This window comes from Vibrio azureus, assembly GCF_002849855.1.
GTDB classification, from domain to species: domain Bacteria; phylum Pseudomonadota; class Gammaproteobacteria; order Enterobacterales; family Vibrionaceae; genus Vibrio; species Vibrio azureus.
On record NZ_CP018617.1, the window covers coordinates 1425646 to 1443454 of the forward strand.

The 17809-nt window shown below is 40.7% G+C and carries 10 protein-coding genes; 3 read left to right on the top strand and 7 right to left on the bottom strand.

The window, feature by feature from the left end; translation table 11 throughout:
- Positions 1 to 7: 7 nt before the first annotated feature.
- From BS333_RS20145 to BS333_RS20170, 6 genes are all read right to left on the bottom strand, one after another.
- Positions 8 to 1180 (bottom strand): RHS repeat-associated core domain-containing protein, encoded by a 1173-nt coding sequence (locus tag BS333_RS20145; RefSeq protein WP_217995527.1) that lies wholly within the window; start codon positions 1178 to 1180, stop codon positions 8 to 10.
- A 200-nt stretch (positions 1181 to 1380) separates the two neighbouring features.
- A complete protein-coding gene (locus BS333_RS20150; protein WP_021709770.1) occupies positions 1381 to 3321 on the bottom strand; it encodes a hypothetical protein in 1941 nt (646 codons plus the stop codon).
- Positions 3322 to 3961: 640 nt separating this feature from the next.
- Positions 3962 to 4225, bottom strand: a complete 264-nt coding sequence (locus BS333_RS20155; protein WP_033003728.1) for a DUF3012 domain-containing protein — start codon at positions 4223 to 4225, stop codon at positions 3962 to 3964.
- A 359-nt stretch (positions 4226 to 4584) separates the two neighbouring features.
- On the bottom strand, positions 4585 to 6390 hold the full coding sequence (locus BS333_RS20160) for a cation:proton antiporter (protein WP_021709768.1): 1806 nt from the start codon (positions 6388 to 6390) through the stop codon (positions 4585 to 4587).
- A 139-nt stretch (positions 6391 to 6529) separates the two neighbouring features.
- Complete coding sequence (locus BS333_RS20165; protein ID WP_021709767.1) at positions 6530 to 12217, bottom strand: condensation domain-containing protein; 5688 nt, start codon at positions 12215 to 12217, stop codon at positions 6530 to 6532.
- A 26-nt stretch (positions 12218 to 12243) separates the two neighbouring features.
- On the bottom strand, positions 12244 to 13044 hold the full coding sequence (locus BS333_RS20170) for a Cof-type HAD-IIB family hydrolase (protein WP_021709766.1): 801 nt from the start codon (positions 13042 to 13044) through the stop codon (positions 12244 to 12246).
- A 372-nt stretch (positions 13045 to 13416) separates the two neighbouring features.
- On the opposite strand from BS333_RS20170, the gene BS333_RS20175 reads away from it, so the two are divergent.
- Both BS333_RS20175 and BS333_RS20180 read left to right on the top strand, forming a co-directional pair.
- On the top strand, positions 13417 to 14466 hold the full coding sequence (locus BS333_RS20175; protein WP_021709764.1) for a hypothetical protein: 1050 nt from the start codon (positions 13417 to 13419) through the stop codon (positions 14464 to 14466).
- Positions 14467 to 14551: 85 nt separating this feature from the next.
- Entirely contained in the window at positions 14552 to 15607 is a 1056-nt protein-coding gene (locus tag BS333_RS20180) for a hypothetical protein (protein WP_021709763.1), read from the top strand.
- 193 nt (positions 15608 to 15800) lie between these two features.
- On the opposite strand, the gene BS333_RS20185 is transcribed toward BS333_RS20180, so the two are convergent.
- The gene (locus BS333_RS20185; protein WP_021709762.1) at positions 15801 to 16688 is read right to left on the bottom strand and encodes an NAD(P)-dependent oxidoreductase; all 888 of its coding nucleotides are present in this window, start codon (positions 16686 to 16688) and stop codon (positions 15801 to 15803) included.
- 266 nt (positions 16689 to 16954) lie between these two features.
- On the opposite strand from BS333_RS20185, the gene BS333_RS20190 reads away from it, so the two are divergent.
- Positions 16955 to 17692 (top strand): tetratricopeptide repeat protein, encoded by a 738-nt coding sequence (locus BS333_RS20190; protein ID WP_021709761.1) that lies wholly within the window; start codon positions 16955 to 16957, stop codon positions 17690 to 17692.
- Positions 17693 to 17809 lie beyond the last annotated feature (117 nt).

A 17809-nucleotide genomic window follows, 5' to 3' on the forward strand; every position in this document is an offset into this window, starting at 1 on the left:
TATTCCTCTAAGCTGTAAAAATACCCTGACGTACTTGTGAGTTTATCGATGCGGGGTTGGTTTCAATATTAAGAATACTGGTTCTAGATAAGCCGGGGGCACTGACCCTATCCACATATTGATTGGCACTTCTGTCTGAAAGAGCCACGAAAGTTTGATTGGGTAATGTGGTTTGTTTTTCTGCTAAAGCATTTGCTTTTATGACAAGACCAATACCACCACTTCCTATAGCGCCGACTTGGTCAATGACCGTTTTACTAATGGTTAAAGCTTCTTTCCAAGAATTCATACTTTTTCTAACTGTGTAGGTTTTTATCATCCTACTTCCCATAAAGCCAGAACTGCCAAATTGCTCAACTTTGTCCAAGGTTTCAGGAGCTTTAAGCACTTCACCAGTCTTTAAGTTTTTCATTGAAACAGGAGTAACAGATTGAGCATTTTTAAGCGCATATTTATCATTAGGAGTCCAATCAGCCTTAAGACGACGTGCCTTAACCTGACCTTTAGGCCTGAACTTAATATCCACTTTCAACCTAGACTGCCCTAGCCTTCCCTTTGAAAGCTTTGAAATGAACCCTGGAGCCTTAGTTCCTTGATAAATGCCACCCGCAGCACCAACCGCGCCAGCAACTAAAGAAATACCAGTAAATGCCCAAGAAGCAATATCTAACTTATCGGCAACATCTGGGTTTCTTTCTGCAACAACAGCAGCAGCAATACTTAACCCACCGCTAATCGCACCTGCAGCAGAACCAATCACGCCTGCAGCAATAGCCAGAGAAGTACCGCCCGTAAACGGTGCTGCAATCGCTCCAGCAATACCGACTAAGACGGCAAAAATACCCAGCCCCAGTTTCAATCCATCAAGGTGACCACTTGGGTCACTTCTATTGATGGGATCACCACTACAATACTGATAAGCATTAATACCCGCTTCAGAAAAAGGGCTTAATGAATCTTGTGACATAAATCGAATCAGAGTTGGATTATAAGCACGGTAACCATTACCAAGCATATAATTCCCAGTGACTGGATCGAGCGTTTCACCGTTAAAGCCTGTAAATTCATGAGAAAATAGAGTGATAAGATCATCTTCATCTAGATTAAAGGTTTTCGCAAAAACACTTAACGCATTCAAAGAGCATGTTGCAGTAATTGCGATTGAAACACTTCTACTCAAAAAACTTCTACGTGATATATTTGGATTCAATATAAATTCAGAGTCATAATCTTTCATGGGATACCAATATCAATGTTTGGTTATAAAACTTCTGATTTAAATAGTTTTGATTTAATTAAATCGAGAGGTTGAACAATATAAAAAATCTTTAAATCGAAATGGAGGGATACCCGAGTGTTGATGAAACACTCGGGTATAATTCAGTCAAGAATCGGTTCTAATGTTTCATCCTTCATACGGGATAGAACATAGTCTTTAGAGACACTATTTGTTGCTCCCATATTTGGCTCTGCATATAAGGTCGCATTAAATCTGAAGCGGTTACCGTAGTTATCTTCAATCACTGATGATATTTTCTTACTAACCTGCTGAGTTGAAGCCGACCAGTGGCCTCCGTCAGGCCTCGTCCAAATGACAAAACGGTGTGTATCTCCTTTTCGAAAATCAATCACAGGCAACACGCTAAAGACAGAGAAGGTTCCTGCACGGTCAGTATCTATAGCATCGGTATCGAATTGCCATGTATCTCTGTCTCCAGGCACAAAGCCCGGTTTATCGGCATCTTCAGTAGAATATGAAATAGGCATTGTTTTAGCGGAACCAAACTGAAGGTCGGTAGTGTAGAAACTTACGCCAGCAAAGCCATCTTCAACCACGCGCGTACAAATTCCATCATCTTTAGAGTCACTGCCGCCGGAAGCATCACGGACACAACCTCTAGCTAAAGTGGTTGATTTCGCATTTTCTACAGGAATGAAAGAATGATTTGGACGTCTTGAAGAATATTTAAACAAGTTAGCATCGGCATAGGAAATACCTCGCGCCCAACCATTGAAAATTCGCCAACCAGGTCGTCCGTGACAATCAGACTCATTCTTACAGACTCCATCAACTAAAGTCATCTCTTTGACAATATCAGGGTTGTTATTCATTGAGCCTTTGTAACTTCCATCTATAATGGAAATCCTTCTAGAAGAACTTCCAGTTCCATTTTGATTGCAGTCTTGAGTATCAACATTATTAATGAAATCACCATTTTCATCTTGCCAACGCTGGAATGCACAAACATTTAACGTTTTTTCCTCACCAAGGAATTTTGCTTTATATCTTAGCCAAAACGTCGTGCTTCTTAGGCCTCGTGCTGTAAGCGTTTTCTCATCTGTTGGTAAGGTCTCTTTACCATTTTTACCTGGTAGGCTAGATTGATACCTTGGATCTTTTTCATAATCGACAAAGATTTCATCATCCTCCACTAAATACTCAGGGCGACCAGCATCGTTTCTTCCATATCGGCCCAAATGAAGGTAGTACTGCGCTTCTTCTTGTGTAATATCGACTGAAGAACAAGAATCCTCATCTATATCAGCATCTTCGGTTAAACAAGCTCGATACCTAATTTCGATGGGCTTTTGCATTCGACCATTATTATAGAGGCCAGTCCCATTGATGCTTGTATCCACAGAGATATCAAAAAATGTTAGGTCACGTATGCTATCTCTTTTTGAGTCTACGCTTGGATTTTGCGCGTCAATCACATCCCATTTCGCTTTAGCATCATTCCAAGTAAAAACGTAGTACTCACCTTGTTTAATTTTTAGATTGGCGCCCATATTTCCAAGCATTGAGTTATCAACATACGTATCATATAGAGCTTGTGACCTCACTAAAATCTTGCTTGCCTGACCTTTTTGTGATGGTAAATGTAATAGACTATTCCAGTTAGCATCAGCAACATAATAACTCACATACCTTTTATCATTAGGAATATGATTTCCCACAGTATTAGGAGACGATTCATTTTTAAGACGCCAAGCAGATAGGTGAGCATCGAAGACGACATCTAACTTATCCTTTGTGTGCATTTCTAATGAACCAAAGCCCAATAAATTACCGACCAATCGTGATGTATAGGTCGCATTTGCGACAAAGGAAACCACATCACCATTTGATGGGTAGGCCGGCAAATAAATTTCTTTATTCCAATTCGCATCCATCGTTTGGATAACAATATTGGCGTCATTACTAGGTAGCCTTCCTTGGATTAAGTCATTGGGAGTGTAGGTACCCGCATTACATGCCGTTGCAACAGCAAGAGCAGTTAAAGTAAAAACGGAGATAGAATAACGCTTTCTTCTGATCATAATATAGCTCTGCATTTCTATGGTGATTAAAAGTTAACTGGGTATATAAGGGAGTCTTAAAAAAGCCTTAGTAATTTACTTACCACTTAGACGTAAAGACCAGCTTACCTCACTCCTAAACGTTATATTTATTTATAAATAACGTAAAATAATAGAAATATAGATTAGTTATTTAGATAAATGTTCCATTCGTAGATTAAATACATCCCATATAAATCACATACTGTAGTAAGAAGGATAAAACGATGATTTCATGTAAATTTAAATGTTAACAAATCCTAATGATAAATTTAATAATCAATATTAACTTTGAATTACATAGAAAATTGATCTACCTCAAATTAAATAATTTAATAATATAATTAGTTTTTATCGTTTATTTGTGATCATCATTCCATAAAAACCACCTCTTAATATCATAAAAGGTCGCTGACTATTTTTTATTATGCTTAAGTGACATAAAATTTGGGTATAATGTTAATAGCGATGTGCTGTCAGGTCGTCATCAGACGAGTGAGGCTTCCTACAGAGTAAGCAATGAGAAAGCCCTAGAATTGATAATAGAAAGTGTCCCAAAGTGACTTCAAAATAATTAATTAAGACTATACCCAAGTCACCTCAAAATGTTTGGGTATCTCATTTAAAAGATACAATGCTTAGTGAAGCCCGTCGCCTCATTCGCGGTCCATTCACCTTTAGGCTTATCCTTTAAATCTTTACACCATTGCTCACTACCGATACCGTCCTCAAGAACACAATGTTTTGCGTAGTCGACCGCAATCTCTGTCGTCCACTCTGTCTTAGGCTTACTGCGCATATCTTTACACCAGTTTTCTGTACCCACTTCGTCTGAACATGCCGCCAGTACTGTCAGAGCGGCTACAAGCACCATTGATTTCTTCATTTTTGATTCCATTTCACATTAAAATTTGATTAAAAAATGTTCTAAACCCAAATGACTTCAAGAACTATTAGCTTTAGCATCAATAACTTGAGCTAAGTCTACTCAGCTACCTTGTTAACATAGAAGGTTTATCGGATTTCGCACGATTAATTTCGTAATTACAAAAGCGCCATCAGCACTCAGTTATCAAACGTAATCTTCACTAACACTGAACTTCCGTTCACAGTCACTTCAATACGCCAAATAACCTAAAAACAATCGCCAAGTATTGCGATAAGTTGGTTCGAAATCAATTTTAATGTCAACAAACTCAATAAAAGGAAGCTGGTGAAAATATGGCAATGCAAAGCCCTCCGGCATTAACCAGAAGAACGGTTTGTCTGAGTTCGTTGATGTAAGGCTACCAATGTACATACCTTAGGAATAGCGACTGACTCAGACACGTCACAAAACTGGATTTTACCTTTTTCCAAAACATAAAAGAGAGGGATAACGAGGTAATCTTGATAATGCTTTTTATAGTCTTCATAAGTGAAGTTTTCACTTATCTTAGTGTGCTTTATCTCCGCATTTTGGCTAAATAAACTTGCTAATTGGCTGTAGCTGACATTTCCTCCCATTAGCAACTTGCCATGATATTCTTCCGCAAGCCAGTGCTTTTCATTAACACTTGAACGATTTTTTTGTAAGCAATGCACCTTATCTTCACCAAAATCATCAACAAAATGCATGCAAGCCATAATATTAAAATGCTGATCTGGGGTCAGTGCCACGACCTGTCCAACACCAATCAAATTAAGATTATCATCAGCATGGCTAGAGATAGGATTTCCGTAGTAATAATCCATGCCAAGCATCCTAACTTGACTGATGTAATCCCAATTCGAATCCGCTAACAATACTTTCCGATTATATTTCTTTAAGGCTAGACCAATTTCTCTTGCAACACGGTTAGCACCGATAATGAAAAAACCATGAGGGGCAGGCTCTGAAACACCGAGTAGAGACGCCATTTTTCTTGCGGTCAAACTTTGAAGTACAACCGTGCCTATGATGATCATAAAAGTCATAGGCACAAGTAACATTGCTTCGCTGAGACCATTGTCAACGAGTTTAATCGCAAACAAAGAAGAAATAGAAGCGGCAACGATGCCTCTCGGAGCGACCCAAGATAAGAATGCCTTCTCCTTAAAAGATAACTGATTGCCCATCGTAGATAAGAAAATAGATAAAGGTCGAGAGATAAACTGCATAAACAAAAATAATAAAATGGCACCGCTGCCTAATGCCGTAAACTGCTCAATACTGATGCGAGCAGCTAAAAAAATGAATAACCCTGTGATCAGCAATATGGTTAAGTGCTCTTTGAAATGTAATATTTGTTGAATGTTGATCCCTTTTGCATTGGCAAGCCATAGCCCCATGACTGTAACAGTGAGTAAACCGGCTTCCGATTCAAGTTGGTTTGATAGTGAGAAAACGCCCAGCACTACCATAAGCACTGCAAAAGGTTGCAAGTATTCGGGCAACCATCTGCGTTTTAATATACTCGCCACCGCCGCACCAGAAGCCGAACCAATGATGACACCGATCACCACAATCAATGCAAATACCTCAACACTATTTATAGCGCTATGTGAGACAATAAACTCATACACCATGACAGCAAATAATGCCCCGAGAGGATCAATCAATATCCCTTCCCAACGTAAGATGTTAGCCAGTTTTGTGGTTGGACGTACAGTTCTTAAGATTGGCACAATAACCGTCGGCCCTGTCACTATGGTTAAGCTTGCAAACAAGACGGCTAATTCCCAACTAAAACCTAACAAATAATGCGTCGCTACACTCGTAGCAATCCATGAAAAAATGGCCCCAAACGAGACAATCTTCCATACCGATCCACTTACACCACGAATTTCTTTCAAGTTAAGCGTCAGACTGCCCTCAAATAAAATGACAGCCACCGCTAGCGATACAAGTGGAAATAATAACTCTCCTAATAAGTCATCAGGATTTAGCCATTGAAGAATAGGTCCAATAAGGATGCCAGCAAGCAAGAGGAAAAGGATCGCAGGCAGGCGTACTCTCCAAGCGAGCCATTGACAAGCAAGCCCAATAACACCAACCGTAGAGAGAACAAGCGCTGCGTTACCTATTTGCATATAATCACGCTATCTATTCGGATTATGAAGGAATACTTTTAGTGTAGAACAAGTGATGATAATATCATTTGATAAGCCAAAAGATGTACCCAAGCAACAACGAAATACTTGGGCAGCCAATTTGTAGCCTAGCTTTTACTTAACCCATCAAGTCTCCTGCACTTTCTGCTCGAATCATTTTAATTAACATCGCTTGGTAATCATTAGCAATCTGAGAAGCTAATTCTGCAGAAATTTCAGAGCGATCATAATACAAACTAAACCCTAAAGATTCGCCAGGAAATAAGCACAAAACGATCTGATGGTTTGTGCCACTTACCGTACCTAAATGTCGGTAAGTTAGACTCGATTTATCCTCACCTTTCTGTTCAGGATAATTTTCGAACACAAATAAAGTGCCAAATGGTGCCGTTGGTCGCCATTCATCGTCGTAATGGTTAAGATCATAAAACGCATGATCGATACGTTGTTGATTATTCTCATTCAACTTTTTCACCATCTGAGAAATAGGGCCTTCGAGATGAACCCTAAGTGGTGGTGTTGCAACAAACAGTCCGACCAATTCAGTGACTTTACCAACATCCATCGGCCGGTTAGTCATTGTGGTACCAAAAACAATATCACTGCTATCTAGGTATTGAGACAACATAGCAGCCCAAGCCAATTGGCAAAATTGGTTAACCGTCGCTCCATGGCTTATTGCTGCTGATCTAAATTGCTCACTTTGCTGTTTGTCTAGTGCTCCGACAACGGAGTGAATACGCAATGCATTGGCATCTATACCATGATTGTCAGGTTTGAACCTCATATTCATTTGTGCATCACAAAGGTACTCTTGCCAAAAACTCGCTGATACCTCTTTCGGCTGAGCGCGAAGCCAACGAGGAAAACCAATGAAGCTGCGTTGTTCGATCTGGAGAGGTTCACCTTTTACCAGTTTTTCATAGTCATCCCTGATCTCACGTAAAAAGATCTGCATCGACCAACCATCAAACAAAACATGGTGGAAGGTAAATAATAAAATGTGTTTTGATTCACCGGTACGCGCTAGCAGCAATCGAAGCAAAGGCGGATTATACCAATCAAATGGACGCTGACGTTCATTAAGAACAGCATGTTGAATCTCTGTCTCCCAATCTTTATCTTGCCAATCCTGCCAGGTTAATGGTAGCTCGACATGGCGAGGAATAAGGACCAGTGGCGTTCCCTCGGTATAAGTATCATCAAATCCTGCCCTTAACATGTCATGTTTGCTCAGAGCTCGGTTCCACGCTGTTACGAAAGCTTCTTCATCTAAATCACCAGCCAGTTCAAAGTAAAGCTGGTCAATCTGATAATCAGGATTGACACGATTAAAGTACAAAAGCTCTCGCTGAAAGTCAGTTGCTGGGTAAATATTCTCTAATCGACCCACTTGTTTTTCCAAATTTTCAATGACTTCTTGCTCAAGGCTAATATCAGTAAGATCACTCGGCGTTAAACCACCAAGACAATCATCAGCAGTACAATGTCCAAGAAGTGCTTGTATAGACCTATGAATATTCTGGCTCAACTCTTCCACACTTATATCTTGAAAGGCACTTTCAACCATATCAAACTCAACATAGAGCTTTTCATCACTGACCCATGCATTAATATCTAAGGCACGTAGTGGTTTATTATCCTCACTGACAAGATATTGATTATACTTTTGCTCTATTTGCCATGCCTCATCACCACCTCGTCCAAAGCGCCCCAAGAAGTTGAAGCTGATCGGCAACTTTAATAGTGATTGGAATTCGTTTCTCACTGCTTCAGAGTTATGGCCGTAAGCAATCGCCAAAAAGTTTTCCCCTTTAGAAGGGAGACTGCGTAACGCCTGCTTAGTCTTTTTGATTAACTGCTGCCAAGTGTCATCATGTTTTGGTAAGCAGAGAGGGAAAATGCTGGTAAACCACCCTACCGTAGCATCACAGCGCACCTCATCCGAGAAGGACTTACGTCCATGCCCTTCGAGCAGCAGATTAAATGATCGTCCTTTACTGCCGAAGAAGGAATACAGGGCACTAATAAGCAACTCATTGGTATTGGTACCATATGGCTGATTTGCACTACCCAACAGGGACTGAGTTTCGTCCTCAGAAAGGATGAAATGACCTCGTTTCACATCCTTTGCTAGTTCAGCTTTGGGTGAAATATTCGCTCCAGAGCTGAGCCAATAATCGACTTCTGTATCACTGTATCGGAAGCAATCCCAGTGCTTACGATAACCTTGTGTATTGGTATAAGGTGTTGGCTGAAAATTGGCGCCTTGTTCATAAAAGCCCTGAAGATCACTACTGATGCGTCGCCAAGATACGCCATCCACAATCAGGTGATGACCACAGAGATAAAGGATCGGCTGTTGTTCGTCCGTAATACGCAGGAGTAACCCTTTCAGTAAAGGGCCAGTATGCAGATCGAAGGACGTGTTTAATTGGGCAATTTCTTCTTCAGCATGCTGCCAATTCAGCTCCTCCAACTCTCTCAGTTCAAAATGGTAATCGCCCATTTCGGAGAAAGTCTGCTGGCTGCTGTCATGAAATCTCAGCCAAAATGCATCATGGTATTGAGTTAAACGAGTTAGAGCCGATGCTAAATTAGCAAGCTCAACAGACTCAGGTAACTTCATCATAACGGCTTGATTGAAATGTTCTGGTTTAACAAAGTTTTGAGCAAAAAACCACTGTTGTACTGGGAGCAAATTGAAATGACCAAACTTTTCACCCAATTCAACCGAGGACTCTTCCGCAACCGAGATTCTATCAGCCATCTCTTCAAATAGACGAAAATTCATGATATCGGCTGTAGTAAGACGCATTCCCTGCTCTTCCAGTGCCACAGATAAAAGAATCGCTGATATTGAGTCGCCCCCTTGGTCAACAAAATCATCACTCAATGACACTGAATTCAAGTCCAGCACTTTACAAACCTGTTGCAACAACACTCTTTGCTGCTGCGTCAACTCACCTTGCTCTTCCTTCGATTCAACGGGCTCAGGCAACCTTTGCTTGTCGATTTTGCCATTACGATTCAATGGCATTTCTTCAACATGGATAAGATGAGCTGGAACCATATAACTTGGAAGCCAATGATGAAGCTGTTTACGTAGCGCTTTGACATCAATTGGCTCTTCTGCCTGATAGTAACCGAGCAATTGTTTATTGTTGGCTTTTTCTTTAAGAATCACAGTAGCCATTTGGACTTCTGGGATATGCTCCAGAGCTTGGCGGATCTCCGAAAGCTCGATACGGTAGCCACGTAGTTTAATTTGGTCATCCCGACGGCCCCGGAAGATCAGCACGCCATCTTGACGGAAATAACCAAAGTCTCCAGTACGATAAATGGTTTGCGGTTGATCGCCGTTGCACCCTTTAATCACTCGTTCACAAAACTTATCATTTTGGCCTGGCGCGCCTACATAGCCTTCCGCTAAGCAAGGTCCTGATACGATAATGTGGCCAACCATACCGGGTCCAAGTAAACGATCATGATCATCCACAATCCAAACTTGCGCATTCGGGCGTGGTTTGCCAATCGGAATCGCTCCTTCAACAAGGTCTTCTTGTGAGCAACGATGTGAAGTCACAAATATTGCCGTTTCCGTCGGTCCGTAAAGGTTTAATAAGTTTTGGATATTACACTCCATGCCATGCTCTATTGCTTGCTTAGAGACAGCATCACCACCAAAAGTCAGTGTCTGTAGGTCGTTAAACATCTCCCGTTTGGTCGATGCCATGTAAGTTTCAAAAAGTCCTGTGGTCAGGAAAAGATGATCAACCTTATGATCGTTGATCAAGCGTTCCATACAGTCTGGATTGGCAATTTCATTGCGACCCGGGATCACCAAAGTGCGACCGTGCAATAAAGCCAACCACATCTGCAAGGAAGCGGCATCAAAGGCTTCGTTTGCCGAATAAAGGACATTTTTTCCAACCGGAATCACACTTGTCTCATATAACGTGCTGACAAAAGCACGATGCGATAGCTCAACCGCTTTAGGCTGCCCTGTCGTTCCAGAAGTAAAGATATATTGACTGATGTCATGTTCAGTGACATGGCAAGGTTCAAACAAGGTTGCATTACGAGGTAACACCTCTAATGAAGCCAAATGTTCAAAATGCCCGCCTTCTTCCAACGCGATCGCTTCACCAATCAACACCATAGGCGACAATTGAGTCATCACAAATTGTTGTCTCGCTAAAGGAGCACTGCAATCCACACAAGTAAACGGAAGCCCTAAATATTGAGTCGCAAGAATACTGACCACAGTATCCGTTAAACAAGTTAAGTTGATCGCAACACAAGGGTTAACCGACTGTGGCTTTCGAGCTTTAACTTCCGTGAGATAATGAGCAACATCGGAGATTTTGCTATGAAGTTGTTGATAGCTGATCGCTTCACCCGAAACGGAATTCACCAGCGCAATCGCCTCGGGCGTACTGCCTACCCATTGATGTACCAATTGAGCCAACGATTGCTGAGGAAACGCTTGATATTCTTGGAGGGGAAGATCTCTTGGTGTTAAAAAAGGAAGATCAGATAATTCCACTTGATTCAATGAAATACAATATTCGACCAATCGTCTCAAACGCGGTAAAAAATCTTTAAAAATCCCACTATGTTCATAGGTTTTTAAGTAGTCGAAACGGAAGTTAAAACTCTGCCTACTGCTTTCACAAAAAAGAAGTTGGATATCCGTATTTAAATCTATAAAACTGTAGTTCTGGGTGATGAAACAATTATGCTCCAGCGATTGTGTCTCATTGATTCCAACCGTACTACCAAATGAAACATTACTCACCATTAATTCAGGTTGATCACTATTTTGCTTCAGGTAATGTATTAATTCCATATAAGGAATATCACCAAAGGCTTTGGTATTTTTACTGAATTGCTTAATTTGCAGCCAGTAATCATCCAAGGTGTTAACCTCGTTAAGATCAAATATATCAAGCCTAGTGTTAACGAAACATCCGATCGTTTGTTTGGTATTTTTGTTTCGCCTGTCCATCGGTGAAGTCATCGTAATCAAAGGTTGATTACTGATCCTAGAAACCAACAGAGCATATATCCCCTTGAAGAATAAATTTATGGTCAGGCTATTTTTCCGGCAGTACGATTTAACCTGATGGCTAAGCTGATGATCCAAGGATATATGCTCACTTTCAACACGCCTTTGTTCGGGATAAGTGACATGACCAAACTCAATTCTTGCAGGTTCGTTACGCAACGCATTCAACCATACATCGAAAGATCGCTCATGCTCATTAAGACTCGACGTTTCATCAGCAAGAGGGTTTAGCTCATTGGTTTGCTCTGCCCCAGAAAGCATTTCACCTTGAATAAGTCTTTGATAAGCAGATTTGATATTGGAGAAAAATAATTGAAACCCTGTCCCATCTAAGCAAATATGATGAACCATAATAATGACTTTGTAACGATTCGACTCGATTTTTGCTACTGCACCTCTAAAAAGTGGTCGACCATCAAAGATCATTTTATCTTGATAGTAGTCTTCAAGCAGGCCATCAAATGCTTGTTCTGGTGAAAGGGCTTTGGAAAAATCAAAATAAGGAATATCGATACTGCCAACTTTAAGTTCCTTATAGAGCTTTTCACCTTCCAGTGTATATTGATAATGAAAACACGGTTCACGAAAGCCATACGCAATCGCTTGTTGCATAAAATCAGGAATAAACTCCCCTTCAATATCCCAAACCATATACGTATTCGAAATAACATTACAAACTTCTGTTTGCGAATCGATGTAAAATGACTTTTCGTAACTGGATGCGAGGTACTTCATTATATATACCCTTTAAAGTTATTGACTTAAACATCAAATTTGAGTTGGAGAAAACGAGCTACGCCATCTGTAGAATGACAATCGGCGATGGGTAACATAGAGAGTTGATTAGCGAGGTCTGGCATCGCATTACGCATAATCACACCTTGCGCAGCTTGGCTTAAGAGAGGCAAATCATTAAGGCTATCACCAAATGCCATAGCCTGTTTCTGAAAGGAAATGCCCTTTTGAGCGAGTAGCTTGGTCGCGGCACTGGCTTTTGAAACATTAGCCGGACCGATCTCAAGTTGGTGCTCGGAAGTCCGGTAACATTCAAGTTGACCACTTAAGTGCTGCTTAATCGTCTCTTCGACGAATTGGATCCCTTGGTTTTTCCAAAGAAGTAACTTATTGATTTTTAGCTGACTGATTTCCTCAGCTGTAATCACTTTATAGGGAAAGCCCGAGAAAGAAGCGTATTGCTTAGCCATTTGATTTTCTTCCAGCAACTTCCACCCATCACGGTCAAAAAAACTAAGATGAACATCATGCCCCTGTACCAACTCCAATAATTTATGTATTTGCTCGGGACTAATATACTGTTCATCAATAATGTTCTGACTCTCACCGCACCAAGTTAATGCACCATTTAACCCAACAATACTGATATTGCGTCCTAATGAATCTGCAACGAGTTTGGCATCTCTCGGATGACGACCTGTGGCAAAAACAATTTCGACTCCAGCATCGCAAAGCTGGGTTAAAACTGTCTTTGTGATATCGGATAGTCGACCATTAGCATTAAGCAGTGTTCCATCTAAATCAGAAACAATGGCTTTATAAGGCATAAAACTTCACCTCTCAGTGTTATGTATCGGAGACTCTGCCAATGATACTAGACCATATGAACAAACATGCTTATTCAGTTTCAGGTAAATTCAACTTTTCACAAAAAACGCATACAGAAGCAAAAAAAATGATAGATTTAGAAATAAAAAAGCTAACAATACGAGGAAATAAGAACAAAAAAATAAAAAAATGTCAGGTTATTTGAATTAAAAGTGAGTATCAGTATATAACCCATGGTTAATGCAAAATGTAAAAATAAATCAATTCATAAGATCATCATTCAATATCTATAAATTTAATTATAAATACATTGCTCAATCCCACCCCTTTTGATAATCATAAAAAATACAAATATCAATATGGTGTTTTTTATGAAAAATAAAGTTCATGCGCTCACTACTCTTTTGCTAACAATGTTTTTTTCTTCTCTAGCAAATGCAGCATTAGGAGATTACAAAGTTATCCTGATTCATGGTTTTCAAGCAGGTCAGTTACAAACTAAGCCGACAAAAACGGAAGTAGAAGCCGATGGTGATATTTACTGGCAAGATTATTGGTCACAATATGCCGATGCTCGTATCGATTGGCCTTCTCATGAGCGAGTTGAGGGGAGAATCAGCAGTGACTATGTTTGGCCAAAACTACAAGAATTATCGCAAAATGGCACTTGTGATACAGGCTGTATCCTTGTGACCCACTCTACGGGTGACTTAGTAGCAAGATACTTACTTGATAATCAAGAAAACTGGCTTGAAAATGCTGGCCTACCACCTTTGAATATTGTTGCAAGCCTTGACTTTGCTGGTGCTGGTGGCGGTTCTGAATTAGCCGATCTAGCCATCAATTTCACCGACGGCAATGACTGGTACGACAGCGCTGTAAGTTATGCGATTTCACTTTGGTTAGGCGAAAGCCCGACAAAGGAAAATACGGGGGTTCTGAATGACTTAAGAGTGGCGAATGCTCGTCAAATTTCTATGTTGCCTGACAACCGTGTTCCTAGAATTCGCTTTGTTGGTAATGGTTCCGATTATCTAAAGGCAACATCGAGCTTCTTACCGGGTAATGATGATGGTGTGGTAGCAGTGCACTCATCATGTGGCTCTGCAAGTTCTGGTGACTTTGAAAGCTGTTTTTATAATCTTTCAATGAACGGTAAAGTCAAAGAACAAGCTAAAGCAGTCACTCGCTTTCTACCAAACCATTACCCACTGATCATGGGAGACGGATACAGCCACGGTGAAACGGTTGGTGCAAAACACCAAGGCCATATCACTTCAGGTACGCCTTCAGTATCATTTTCTGATGGTAAAGAGATCAAAGTAGAGACCTACCAAGAAAGCGGCTGGTTTGGCTCTCACTATATTTATGTACAAGACTCTGAGCAAAAGACGATGTCTGAAGTAGCATCACAACTTTAATTTGTTATTCTGAGCCAAACATTTATTATGTTTGGCTCTAATTTCATATATTTTGAATAATTATTAATAACTTAAGGTGTCGAGCATGAAAAATAAAAAGCGTCTTACCGCTATCATTGCCACGGGTGGCGTGAGTGCGTTCTTAATTTTACAGCAACCAGTGCATGACTCAGAAGAACAAGAAACAACAAGCGTCAATAAAGTAGCACACTCACACTCAATGCCAGCCAAACCCACAACATTAGGTGATAAAACACAACAACAAGCAGATTTGCCTTCTCCATCTGTGAGTCATGTTTCTTCACTAAAAAACGTTAAATTGATCGCCTATCAACATGAGCAGACCCTTCAGCATCCGGCTTACTCAAAACCAATCACGGACGAAAATAGCCCTTACTTGCATTGGAACCGTTTTGAAACAATTTCTTTACCCGTATTAGGGGGAAGCGAAAAGGCAGCACTGAGTGTGAACAAATACCGACATTTTTACCCAGATAGCATTACCGTCGCTCTCCACTCATCAGCCCCAGTGATTTCTAGCACTCTTGAAATCGTTGATGTTCAAAATCAGCAGGTGCTTAGTCGTCTCCCAATGGGAAATGAGGAATGGGAGATCACCCCTCAAGCGAGCTGGCCAGAAGAGCTAAGATTAATAGCCAGAACCGTATTTGAACAAGGCGAAGATATTGTCAGTGCAGATATCCGTCTATACCCACATATTGCAGATGTCGTTCACGTCGGCCAAAGCTACGCAGATAATACTGATATGGTTATCCCTGTGACACTCCAAGTGGAGAAGAATGGTATTTATCGTGTTCGCGGAAGTCTCTATCAAGCAGATGGCTCTGTCGTTGCCCTGCTGACACAAAAACAACGATTGCCTCAAGGCTCACATACCATTGCTTTAAAAGCCTTTCACAGCGTCTTACCAAGCGGCAATGTCAGCTATGAATTACGAAATATTTTTATCGAAAAAATGTCAGGATTTCCTGGACAAAAAGCCCAATACGGCCAAGCAGCTACCAGCGTTTATCCAGTTGGAAGCTTTAACGCTGATCACCTATCGCAAACTCCGTACCAAATGAGCAAAAACGAAAAGAAGCAACTTGAGTTTCTCAATCAAACGGCAAGCTCTATCTAATTCTATTACCAAGTGACTTCAAGCAGCTTAATTCAAAACATCTTGAGGTCAATTGGTATACGTAACAAAGGAAGCGCCCAAGTACCATTGGTATGCTGCCGTATGACTTGGGCTTATTTTTGTTAAAAGCTTAGAAACTTAAGTTATCGAAACTGAGCTTCAAAAACAGCAACTAAGAAGAGGGAATATCCCATTAAATTTTATCGTAAGCTTTGATTAAAACCGACGTATCCATTCGCCCTAAACCTCTCTCTTGTAGACCCTGATACTGATTATTCACTTCTTCAGTAAGCGGCAAATTCAGTGCACTTTTCTTCGCCTCATTCAAACAAATATCGAGATCTTTTCGCATCCAATCAATAGCAAAGCCAAAATCAAATTTATCTTGTGACATGGTGACCGCACGGTTCTCCATTTGCCAAGAACCCGCCGCGCCATGCTTAATTACGCTCACAACTTGTTCCATATCAAGACCCGATTTTTGTGCTAACAATACCGCTTCACTTAGGCCTTTTAAAACACCAGCGATACAAATCTGATTCACCATTTTACAGCGCTGACCTTGACCATTTTCACCCATTAAAACAGCCTGATTTGAGTAACTGGACATGACTTCTGACACATTCTCAAAAGCATCTTGTTGACCGCCACACATGATGGTTAAGCTGCCATTTTCAGCACCAGCTTGACCACCGGACACTGGGGCATCAATAAATTGAATGCCTTTTTCTGCACACTTTCCTGCTAACTCTTGAGCCAATTCAGCCGATGTTGTGGTGTGATCAATAAGAACAGAACCTGGCTGCATGCTATTTAATACCCCGGTGTCACCGTAAATAACACTTCGAACATCATTATCATTGCCAACACAAACTGCGACGACGTTTGCCCCCTGAGCAGCTTGAGAAGGCGTAGGAGCCGACTGACCAGAATGCTCTTTAACCCATTGTTCCACTTTGGCAACACTGCGGTTATAGACAGTGACATTAAATCCATTTTTGACTAGGTGTCCAGCCATTGGGTAGCCCATTACTCCCAACCCAATGAAAGCAACATGTACTGTGTTGTTAGATGAACGCATTATTCAGCTCCTAAAGTAATCACATCGAATAAGATTGACACACCTTAATCGATCTCATTGACATATGTCAATTTTAAAAACAGTGTTTGCACCACATTGGGCAACTCAGTACACGGCACATATAGCCAAGTAACCTCAAAATAGTGATTCCGCTTATTCTTTCAGTGACAATGAAAATCAACAACTTGATATCATTGTTGTTAGATATTGCGGTGTAATACCTATTCTGTGTTGGTAGCCACAATAAATATACAACAGAGATAGAAATGATGACTTTAATTACTATTATATTAATACTTTTTGTCTGCTTGGCTGGATGGAACCGTCTAAATAAAGCGAAAGAATGTTTATATGATACTGAACAAGAAGATACTGATGCTCAAGATTATACACAAGCCACTGAAAGTTTGATAAAAGCCGCCCAAAAAGGGGATGATGAAGCTCAATTATACCTGGCAGCAATGTACTTTCTAGGGAGAGAGATCACTCCAGATCAGGCCCAAGGAGTATACTGGCTGACACAATCCGCCAACCAAGGAAATGCTTACGCTCAGTACGCACTTGGTGACAATTACTATAACAATCAAGATGATAAAAAAGCATTTCATTGGTACACCAAAGCCGCCGAGAAAGAAAATGCAGAGGCTCAATATGCGTTGGGCACTATGTACGACGATGGAAAAGGGATTGCTAAAGACGAGGCACAAGCGGCATATTGGTACAAACAGGCGGCCGAACAAGGACATGCAGAAGCTCAATATGCACTTGGCGTAATGTACGATGAGGGTGAAGGCTTCGCTCAAGACGAAGCTCAAGCAGTGTATTGGTATACACAAGCCGCCGAGCAAGGAGATGTTCACGCTCAAAATAACCTAGGTCTTATGTATGATGAAGGCAGAGGTGTTACTCAAGATAAGAAACAAGCGATGTATTGGCTAAGAAAGGCAGCCGATCAAGATCATCCTGATGCACAAATATATCTAGCTGATATGAACGCGGAATAAATAAAAGACTTCTTATCTACGATAGGGCTATAAAAATCGTTCCTGACAATGCAAAAGCGGTCAGTGGTTCCAAGACGGACTTAACATAGAAATAACCCCTGAACAAATAACCAAAAA

Coding starts and splice junctions, on each gene's coding strand:
- BS333_RS20185 (WP_021709762.1), bottom strand. CDS start 16,688: ATGCGTTCATCTAACAACACAGTACATGTTGCTTTCATTGGGTTGGGA.
- BS333_RS20170 (WP_021709766.1), bottom strand. CDS start 13,044: ATGCCTTATAAAGCCATTGTTTCTGATTTAGATGGAACACTGCTTAAT.
- BS333_RS20190 (WP_021709761.1), top strand. CDS start 16,955: ATGATGACTTTAATTACTATTATATTAATACTTTTTGTCTGCTTGGCT.
- BS333_RS20165 (WP_021709767.1), bottom strand. CDS start 12,217: ATGAAGTACCTCGCATCCAGTTACGAAAAGTCATTTTACATCGATTCG.
- BS333_RS20160 (WP_021709768.1), bottom strand. CDS start 6,390: ATGCAAATAGGTAACGCAGCGCTTGTTCTCTCTACGGTTGGTGTTATT.
- BS333_RS20180 (WP_021709763.1), top strand. CDS start 14,552: ATGAAAAATAAAAAGCGTCTTACCGCTATCATTGCCACGGGTGGCGTG.
- BS333_RS20175 (WP_021709764.1), top strand. CDS start 13,417: ATGAAAAATAAAGTTCATGCGCTCACTACTCTTTTGCTAACAATGTTT.
- BS333_RS20155 (WP_033003728.1), bottom strand. CDS start 4,225: ATGAAGAAATCAATGGTGCTTGTAGCCGCTCTGACAGTACTGGCGGCA.
- BS333_RS20150 (WP_021709770.1), bottom strand. CDS start 3,321: ATGATCAGAAGAAAGCGTTATTCTATCTCCGTTTTTACTTTAACTGCT.